The following is an 8,017-nucleotide window of genomic DNA, read 5'->3' on the forward strand; positions in this document are numbered from 1 at the left end:
CCCGAGAACGACAGCGGCCCCAACCGGATGGACCGGTTGGGGCCGTGTGAGAGAAGGTTCGAGATCAGCCGCGCTGCTCGGCGCGCTCGGCGTTCTTCTCCTTGAGACGGGCCGCCTCCTTGCGGACCTCCGCCTGGGTGGCGCGCTCCCGCTGCAGCCACTCGGGGCTCTGCTGCTTCAGCGTCTCGATCTGTTCGGTGGTGAGGGCCTCGGTGACACCGCCCCGGGCGAGACCCGCGATGGAGACGCCGAGCTTCGCCGCGACCACCGGGCGGGGGTGCGGGCCGTTGCTCCGCAGGTCCTGAAGCCACTGCGGCGGGTTCGCCTGCAGCTCGTTCAGCTCGGCGCGCGAGACGGCACCCTCCCGGAACTCGGCGGGTGTGGCCTCGAGGTACACAGCCAGCTTCTTCGCCGCGGTCGCGGGCTTCATGGTCTGGGTGCTCTGGTGCGACGTCATGCCGTCCAGCGTATCGAGCGCGTGCACGACCGCTGACCACGGCCGGTGCCTACGGCCGCTGACTCCTGCCGCTGACTCCGGCCCCTCGCTCCGGCCGCTCGCCCGGCCCCTCGCCCTGGCCGTCGACCACGGCCGCTCGCCACAGCCGCTGACTACGGTTGCTCGCCCGAGTGATCAGACAGCATGGCACGGTGCCGGCCGTGGCGTGAATCACCTGATCCACTGCCCCGCCGTCGACTCCGCCCGCTCGCCCCGGCCGTAGGCCTCGGCCGCTCGCCCCGGCTGGTGACTCCGGCCGCTCGCCCGGCCGCTCGCCCTGGCCGTCGACTACGGCCGCTCGTCACAGCCGCTGACCACGGTTGCTCGCCCCCGCCGTCGACTCCGCCCGCTCGCCCCCGCCGTCGACTCCGCCCGCTCGCCACAGCCGTCGACTACGGCCGCTCGCCCTGGCCGTCGACTCTTGCCGTTCGCCCCGGCCGCTCGTCCTGGCCGTCGACTACGGCCGCTCGCCACAGCCGCTGACCACGGTTGCTCGCCCCCGCCGTCGACTCCGCCCGCTCGCCCCGGCCGTAGGCCTCGGCCGCTCGCCCCGGCTGGTGACTCCGGCCGCTGACTCCGGCCGCTCGCCCTGGCCGTCGACTACGGCCGCTCGCCACAGCCGCTGACCACGGTTGCTCGCCCCCGCCGTCGACTCCGGCCGCTCGCCCCGGCCGTAGGCCTCGGCCGCTCGCCCCGGCTGTCGACTCCGGCCGCTGACCACGGCTGCTCGCCCCGGCCGGTAACCTGGCCGGGTGACAGGCTCGGAAGAATCATCGTCGTTCCGGCTCGTGTACGTCCCCGGGGTGATGCCCGACAAGTGGGTGCGCGTCTGGAACGAGCGGCACCCCGACGTCCCGCTGGCCCTGACGCAGGTGCCCGCCGGAGCGGCGACCGGGCGGCTGCTGGACGGGGACGCCGACGCGGGCCTCGTGCGCCTCCCCGTCGACCGGACCGTCCTCAGCGCGATCCCCCTCTACACCGAGCAGACGGTCGTCGTGGTGCCTCAGGACCACCTGGTCACGGCCGTCGACGAAGTGTCCCCGGAAGACCTGTCCGACGACATCGTGCTGCACCCCCTCGACGACGTCCTCGACTGGGAGAACCTCCCCGGGCGGCCCGCCTTCGAACGCCCCGCCACGACGGCCGACGCCGTCGAACTGGTCGCGGCGGGGATCGGCGTGCTCGTCGTCCCCCTGTCGCTCGCCCGCCTCCACCACCGCAAGGACCTCACGCACCGCCCCCTCAAGGACGCCCCCGAGTCGAGCGTCGCCCTGGCCTGGCCCGAGCACGCGACCACGGACGAGGTGGACGACTTCATCGGCATCGTCCGCGGCCGCACGGTCAACAGCACCCGGGGCCGCACGCAGCCCCCGGCGCAGGACAAGCCCACGGGCGCCGGCCGGGGCGGCGCCCGGCGACAGCCGGTGCCCGGAAAGTCGGCGGATGCGAAGCGCGCCGGCAAGAGCGGGCAGTCGGGCGGCCGGAGCGGACGCGGCGGCCCCAAGGGCGGCAGGAACGGCAAACCCCGCCGCCGTTCGTAGTCGCGGGGTTCGCCGCCGGTGAAAGGCCTCCCGCCCCCTGTCGGCTCACCCGGCCGACGGGGAGGGGGAGGGTGCCCCGTAGGACGGATTGGGAGCGACCGTCTGCAGGTCCTTGAGGTCTTCGGGGACCGGCAGCACGCGGACCGGCGCACCCGCCTGCGGAGGCGGCGGCGTCGTCTGGTCCTGGGGCAGCTTCGCCGGGGCTGTGATCTGGAAGCTGACCTGCTCGTGGTTGACCAGACCGGTCTTCTCCAGGACCGAGATGTGGTCGAGCACGGTGTCGTTGGTCTGGTCGGCGAGCATCCGCACGAGGCTGTTCCGGGTGGTGGCCCGGATCTTGGCGACCGTCGGGAAGATGCCCCCGTGCGCGACACGCATGATGGTCACCGCGGTGGAGTCGAACTCCTTGCCCGTGCTGCCTTCCGCCGTCGCCACGAACTGCTGCTGCTGCGGAGACGCCTCGTTGGGCAGGGTGATGCCCAGGTCCGTGGAGATCTTGCGGCAAGTCGCGTCGAGCCGGCCGTGACCAACGAGCAGATGCTCGCCGGCTTCCTTCATCGCCGGAGTCGTCCCCCGTTGGAGCGCCAGTTGCCCCAGCGGGTACTCCCACAGACCGGCCGCGCGCACGCGGACCACGAAGTCGCGATCCGCCTCGGTCAGCGGACCCCACTGAGTGTTGGCGATGATGCGGTCCTGACCGGAAGCCGCGTTTTCTATGCCCAGCATGCTCGGGTAGGCGAGCGCGGTGAGCGTAAGGATCAACGCACCGCTCACGAACGCGGTTCCTGCCGTGCTGCGCGAGATGCGCATCGTGCCTCCTGGGATATGAACGGCCCAACGCCAGGAGGTACGTATGCCGGCGGCGAAACAATCACCGCTGCCGCAAAAAATTTCGTGAACCGGCCGGGCCCGGTGCTGAGGCGTTACGGCACCGGACCCGGCCGGAAAGGCTCAGGGCCGGTACGAGGCCGCGCCGGCCGTGCTCACCACCTTGTCGCCGTCCGCCCTGCTCAGCAGCCCGGCCGTCACCCACGCGTCCACCGTGGACCGCACCCGTGCCACCAGCGCCCCCTTGTTCCGGAACGGCGCCTCCGCCCAGACCTCGTCCAGCAGCGTGGTGCCGTCCGGCTTCGCAGGGTTGGCGACGCCCGAGTCCCGGCCGCCGAAGACGACCTTCGGCTCCGAGCGCCGGAAGTAGGCGTGCGTCGGATCCTCCGTGCCCTCGAAGAACGGCGCCCACTCGGTCCGGTCCAGCGTGAAGTGCAGCGGCTTGCCCGCAACCGGCGTGAGGGAGTGCGACAGATCGCCCGACAGCCCGGCATCGCGGTACAGCCCGACCTTCAGGTACTCCGTGGCGGCGTCGCGGGCGACCAGGTTGACCGGGCCGTGGAACAGGGTCTGCAGGGACGGGTCGTCCAGGGCCTTCTCCACCCGCGTCCGGAACGGCATGGCGATGCGGACGGTGTCGCCGGCCCGCCAGGTCCGGGACACGTCGAAGTAGCTCCCGGGCTTCGGAGTCCCGGACACCGCACGCCCGTTGACGGTCACCCGGAACCCGGCCGTCGCCCACGACGGCACCCGCAGCCGCAGCGTGAAGGAGGCCCGGCGGCCCCCGAAGGCCAGCGTGCTGCCCTGCTCCTGCGGATACCCGGTGGTCTGCGTGACCGTGACGCCCTTCTCGGCCCACGTCAGCGTGGACGGGCTGTACAGGTTGACGTACAGGGCGCTGCCGTCGGCCTTCGCGAAGTACACCGAGTCCTGGTACTTCGTGGCGCTCTCCATGCCGGTGCCCTCGCAGCAGGTCGTGCCCTGCTTGGGCGTGTAGTCCCGGACATGACCGGGCGTCAGCCCGATGAAGTATGTGACGAGCGGCTTCTCCGCGTCCGGCTTGTCCTGCTTCGAGCCGAGCACCTGGTTGTACAGGGCCCGCTCGTAGTAGTCCATGTACTTCGGGTCCTGCTCGTGGAAGAACAGGGCCCGGCTCAGCTTGAGCATGTTGTACGCGCAGCACGTCTCGGCGGTGGCCCCGCCGATGGTGCCCGCGATCACGTCCCGGGCCTTCCAGAACTCCCCGGTGCTGGTACCGCCGATGCCGTACATGCGGTGCGGTACCACCATGTCCCAGAAGTTCTTCGCCGCCGTCAGATAGCGCTCCTCGCCCGTCTCGTCGTGCAGCCGCACATAGCCGGTGAAGATCGGGATGTGCTGGTTGGCGTGCAGCCCGTCGAGGATGTCGGTGTTCGCCGCGCACGCGTCGATCAGCCGGTCCAGGTCGAACAGCTTGGCCAGCGCGAGGTGTTCGGCCTTGCCGGTGATCGTGTGCAGGTCGCAGATCGCCTCGACGATGCCGCCGAACTCGCCGCTGGAGAAGATCCCCCACATGCGCTGCAGCGTGGACTCGGGCAGCTTGGACAGCCGGGAGTGCATCCAGTCGCACATGCCGGACGCGAGGTCGAGGGCCCGGTCGTCGTCCGTGGCGGTGTACGCGTCGAGCAGCCCCCTGAGGATCTTGTGCGCGGTGTAGTACGGCGCCCACACCTTGGTGTAGTCGGAGCTGGTCCTCGACTCCAGGTCGATGAACTGCGTCTCCGGGTACGCCGCGAGGAACCCGGGGTGGCTGGGCCCGCCCCAGGTGCGGCGCACGGTGGCGGTCAGGCCCCGGCCGGAGGCGTCCGCGAACGTCCCGCCCGCGCTCTCGTCGAAGGCGTACGACGCCAGATCGCCCCGGCCCGTCGAGGCGTCGGCGGCCCGGCGGCTCTGCAGCTCGGTGATCTCGGCGGCGGTCAGTGCCCGCGAGAAGACGTTGAACTCCTCGTAGGCGCCCGCGAAGACCGGGTCGGCGGAGTAGTTCGAGCGGCCCAGCCAGTTGTTCTTCAGCGTGCCGAGGGCCGCCGGGGTGAGGCTCATCGCGGTGTTCCGCGCGACGGCGGTGCCGTTGACGTAGAGCGTGCCGGTGCCGCCCGCGATCGTCACCGCAAGGTGGCTCCACTGGTTCAGTGGCAGCGCGGCCGTGCCGTTCAGGGCCTGCTCGCCGCCGGCGCCCGACGTGGTGATGGCGAAGCGCGGCACCCCGGCCTGGTTGCGGGCGGCCAGATACAGGTAACGGGTGGTGTCGTCGCCGAAGTCGCAGACGCGGGCCCAGTCGGCGTCGTGCGTGGGACGCACCCAGACGGAGAGGGTGATCGCCGAAGCCCCGCCGAGCACGGCCGCCGGCAGATCCACGTACTGGTAGGAGCCCCGCACCTGGTCCGCGCCGGTCCCGAACTTGCCGGGGACGCTCAGCACCGCCGGGTCCCGGCGCAGCGCCGCGCGCACCTCGGTCAGGGCCCCGACCATGGTGCCGATCCGGTCGGCGAACACCGGTTCCTTCGTGCCGCGGTACGCCTGCGCCAGCATGGTCAGGAAGTGGCCGGTGTAGTGCCCCCGCAGGTTGCCGTTGGCCTCACCGTCCAGCCCCTCCCAGCCACCGGGGGCGACCGCGCCGCCGGTGGAGAGACCGGCGTTGGCACGGAACACCTGGAGTAGCCGGTTCACGTCGTAGCCGCGGGCGTGGTCCAGCATCAGCTGCCGCTTGTCGGCGAAGAGGCCCCGGCCGAGACCGACGTCCTCCAGGCCGAAGGGCCGGACGGTCCAGGCGGACGGGACGTCCATGGCTGCCGCCGCGACGGCCGCGGCCGCGGGAGCCGCCGTGGCCCGCCCGGCCGTCGTCTCGGAGAGCGCGGGCGCGGCAGCGGCGATCGCCGCTGCCTGAAGAAGGGTCCTTCTGGAGAGGGGCCGTGCCATGTGTGCTCCTCCACGGGTCCACGGGTCCACCGCACTCGGCATGGTCGATATGTCGAACACTGTGCGGATAGTCGACCAGACCCTAGGGACGGGACGGGGGAGCGTCAACGGGGCGGGAGGGGTGAAGTTCAGGAAAGGCCGGCCGAGTCCAGGAGCCAGTCGTATGCGGCTCGTGCCGTGAACTCCTCCTGGCCGCCCCGCAGGAGCAGACCCGCGGTGGCGAACTCCGGCGCGTCCGCCTGCGCCGGGACGTATGGGATCGCGATGCACCGCATCCCCGCCGCGTGCGCGGCGGCGGCGCCCGGGGCGGCGTCCTCCAGCACCACGCAGTCCGCCGGGTCCGCCCCGAGACGGCGGGCCGCCTCCAGGAAGACGTCGGGGGCCGGCTTGCCGTGCGCGACCTCGTCCGCCGAGACGACCGTCCGCAGATGGGCGTCCAGGCCCGTGCCCGCCAGGACCGCCTCGATGGCCTCGGGCGCGGACCCCGAGGCCACGGCCATCGGCACGCCTTCGGCCGCCAGCAGCTCGACGAACGTGCGCATTTCGGGGTACGCGCGCGTGGACCCGCGCGCCAGTTCCAGATAGCGGCGGTTCTTGGCGGTGAACAGCTCTTCCACGGAGGCCCGCAGGCCGTACCGCCCGATCTAGTCCGCGACCGTTTCCTGCGTGCTGATGCCGACGTACCGCTCGTGGTCCGTCCAGCCGAAGTCGGTGACGCCGTGCTCGGCGAGGGTCTGCCGGCCCGCCTCGTAGTAGTTCGGCTCGCTGTCCACGAGCGTTCCGTCGAGATCGAAGATGACTGATATGCCGCCGAGCTTGCTCATGGTTCCAGCATGTCAAAGACCATGATCCGCAGACCGCCGGTGGTCAGGACCGGACCGCGCGACCGATCGACTCCACCAGTGGCAGCAGCCGGTGGGGGACGCGCTCGCGCAGCGCGATCTCGGTGCGGGTACGCACGACCCCGGGCAGGCTGATCAGCTTCTGGACGACGTCCTCCAGATGCGCGTTGTCCCGCGCCACGACCCGAGTGAGCAGATCCCCGCCGCCCGTGATGGAGAACGCCTCGACGATCTCGGGGACCGCCGCCAGTGCGTCGCCCACCTCGTCGAGATGGCCCTGGGTGACCTCGATGTGCACGAACGCGAGCACCGGATGCCCGAGCGCGGCGGGGGAGAGGGCCGGTGCCGTACCGGTGATCACGCCGTCGCGCTCCAGACGGTCGAGCCGGGCCTGCACCGTGCCCCGGGCGACACCGAGGATCCGGGCGTACTCGCGCACGCTCGTGCGCGGCTGCTCCAGCAGCAGCCGCAGGATGCGGGTGTCGAGCTCGTCCACGGCCATGCCACGCCCTCCTCGTCCGCCGGCCCTGCCACGGCCGCTCCGCGGCGGCTCCGGCTGTACCAATGGACCAGTCTAGAAGGAGGCTGTTGAGCCAGTGGCGCCGGTGCGGCCTCGGGCGACCGTAGCGTCGCTATGCCACGGGGACGGCGATGTACTTGTACTCGAGGAACTCGCCGATGCCGACGCGTCCGCCTTCGCGGCCGAGGCCGGACTGCTTGACGCCGCCGAAGGGGGCGGCGGGGTTGGAGACGAGGCCGGTGTTGAGGCCGATCATGCCGCTTTCGAGGCGTTCGGCGACGCGCAGGGCGCGGTCGAGGTTCTGGGTGAACAGGTAGGCGGCCAGGCCGAATTCGGTGTTGTTGGCGGCGGTGACGGCCTCGTCCTCGGTCTCGAAGGTGAGGAGGGCGGCGACGGGGCCGAAGACCTCGGTGTCGTTGATGGCGGCGTCGGGGGAGATGCCGGTCAGGACGGTGGGCGGGTAGAAGTAGCCGGGGCCTTCGGGCAGTTCGCCGCCGGTGAGGACGGTGGCGCCGCGCTTGACGGCGTCGCGCACCACGTCGTGGGCCTTGCTGCGGCCGGCCTGGTCGATGAGGGGTCCGACGTCGGTGCCGGGTTCGGTGCCGTCGCCGACCTTCAGGGCGGCCATGCGGGCGGCGAGACGGGTGGCGAACTCCTCGGCGACGCAGGTGTGGACGTAGATGCGGTTGGCGGCGCAGCAGGACTCGCCCATGTTGCGCATCTTGGCGACCATGGTGCCTTCGACGGCGACGTCGAGGTCGGCGTCGTCGAAGACGATGAGGGGGGCGTTGCCGCCCAGTTCCATGGAGGTGCGGATGACGGTGTCGGCGCACTG

General features: G+C 71.6%; 6 protein-coding genes and 1 pseudogene. 1 reads left to right on the plus strand and 6 read right to left on the minus strand.

The annotated features are described in order from the left end of the window. Window positions 1-64 precede the first annotated feature (64 nt). On the minus strand, window positions 65-457 hold the full coding sequence (locus ACIBL4_RS31290) for a DUF5997 family protein (RefSeq protein ID WP_399415137.1): 393 nt from the start codon (window positions 455-457) through the stop codon (window positions 65-67). 791 nt (window positions 458-1,248) lie between these two features. On the opposite strand from ACIBL4_RS31290, the gene ACIBL4_RS31295 reads away from it, so the two are divergent. Then, entirely contained in the window at window positions 1,249-2,037 is a 789-nt protein-coding gene (locus tag ACIBL4_RS31295) for a LysR family transcriptional regulator substrate-binding protein (RefSeq protein WP_399415138.1), read from the plus strand. Window positions 2,038-2,082: 45 nt separating this feature from the next. Here the strand turns inward: ACIBL4_RS31295 and ACIBL4_RS31300 are convergent, their stop codons facing one another. The 5 genes and pseudogenes from ACIBL4_RS31300 to ACIBL4_RS31320 form a co-directional block, all read right to left on the minus strand. Beyond that, window positions 2,083-2,847 carry a DUF4142 domain-containing protein gene (locus ACIBL4_RS31300; RefSeq protein WP_399415139.1) on the minus strand — a complete coding sequence of 255 codons (765 nt, stop codon included), beginning with the start codon at window positions 2,845-2,847 and terminating at the stop codon, window positions 2,083-2,085. A 141-nt stretch (window positions 2,848-2,988) separates the two neighbouring features. Next, entirely contained in the window at window positions 2,989-5,820 is a 2,832-nt protein-coding gene (locus tag ACIBL4_RS31305; RefSeq protein ID WP_399415140.1) for a beta-L-arabinofuranosidase domain-containing protein, read from the minus strand. 128 nt (window positions 5,821-5,948) lie between these two features. Then, window positions 5,949-6,644 (minus strand): annotated as a pseudogene (locus ACIBL4_RS31310) (HAD family hydrolase). Window positions 6,645-6,687: 43 nt separating this feature from the next. Then, window positions 6,688-7,164, minus strand: coding sequence for an Lrp/AsnC family transcriptional regulator (locus tag ACIBL4_RS31315; RefSeq protein ID WP_399415141.1), 477 nt, complete (start codon window positions 7,162-7,164; stop codon window positions 6,688-6,690). Window positions 7,165-7,294: 130 nt separating this feature from the next. Next, window positions 7,295-8,017: aldehyde dehydrogenase family protein (locus tag ACIBL4_RS31320; RefSeq protein ID WP_399415142.1), on the minus strand; the 723-nt coding region annotated here is incomplete at its 5' end.

It is taken from the genome of Streptomyces sp. NPDC050416, assembly GCF_044458845.1.
GTDB lineage: Bacteria > Actinomycetota > Actinomycetes > Streptomycetales > Streptomycetaceae > Streptomyces.